A 1,384-nucleotide genomic window follows, 5' to 3' on the forward strand; every position below is an offset into this window, starting at 1 on the left:
GACGACGAGTGAGACGTTCTCAGCCAGAAAGATTGCGCTTGCGCGAAGGAAAACATATGCAGCACATACTAAAGCGCATTGCCGCCAAGATAAAGCAAGCCGATATTAATCGGCAGTCTTCCGGAAGATCCTGTATTGAACATACGTTTGATCCTGACATTTATGGCGGAACAATTCCGCGTCTTCCAGAAGACGACGTCTATGACGAGGTCTACCGGTTTATTGGTCACCCTGATGCAATGTTTCCAGACGGGGGCGGCCTAACAGAAAAGATCACCAAATGGCAAAAACCGGACGATCGCCTGCTCTGGAGCGACATGCGTGACACCGACCATAACGCGCAGATAACGGCGAAGGATATTCCAAAGGTCCTGGACGAATTTGGAGCTTCCCTAAAGGTACTCTCACTCGACTGTTTCGATACGTTGCTATGGCGTAAGACAGCGACACCTGGAGACGTTTTTGCAGTGCTGGCCGATACTCCAATCGCGCGAAGGTTAGGGGTAACTCCTCACCAACGAATTAGCGCTGCGGCGCGTGCCCGTCGAGCGAAGGCTTTAGAGAACGGATCCAGCGAAATCGATATCGGTGACATTTATCGGTCTTTTACATCGCTCTCCAGCGAGCAACGGGAGCTATTGGCCGAGGCAGAAATCCGGACCGAAATGAGTGTTTGCTTTGCATTCTCGCCGTACGTAGAACTGATCAGACTGGCCCACACCCGTGGTATCAAAATTGTCGTCGTGAGCGATACGTATTTGCGCGAAGCCGAGTTAAGGCGCCTCTTGGCTCGGCATTTGCCTCCAGACGTTATGCAGTCAATCAGCAAGGTTTACTGCTCTGTCGATTATGGGACGTCCAAGAGCGATGCCCTTTTTCAGATTGTAATCAAAGAGTGTGGGGTGCCTGCATCGCAACTACTTCACATCGGAGACAATGACGTAGCCGATGCGCAAGCGCCGCGGAAACTGGGCGTACGTGCGTTGCATTTCCTGCCGTTTGATCGTGAGGTCGCAGATTTCTTGCGCCTACAGCACGCAGCATCCTCGTTGATTGTACTCGAACAGGCAGCACCTGAAGCAGTGATTCTGCCATGCTGGAGTCCGTTTCGCCCAGTTTTTTCTGCAGCAAACCTGCGTCCGTACACGCCTGAGACATTGATAGGATACATGTCGTTTGGCCCGGCGCTATATGCCTATGCCCGTTTTCTGATGGACGAGGTGGAGACCCTACAACGACAGGGTAAGCGAGTAAAAGTCTTCTTTCTTTTGCGTGATGCTTATCTTCTTTCAGCCGCGTGTGAAGCCTATGCCCGCAAGCCCGTCGGCAAGCTGGTACGACTCCGCAAATTCCATGCTATTGCTGCCTCATTCAAAACCCGCGC

Annotated in this window: 1 protein-coding gene; it reads left to right on the forward strand. The window is 52.2% G+C overall.

The features are described 5' to 3' along the window. Nucleotides 1-56: 56 nt before the first annotated feature. Nucleotides 57-1,384: HAD family hydrolase (locus NKH60_RS34890; protein ID WP_352875121.1), on the forward strand; the 1,328-nt coding region annotated here is incomplete at its 3' end.

The sequence above is a fragment of the Mesorhizobium sp. M1006 genome, assembly GCF_040318825.1.
GTDB lineage: Bacteria > Pseudomonadota > Alphaproteobacteria > Rhizobiales > Rhizobiaceae > Mesorhizobium.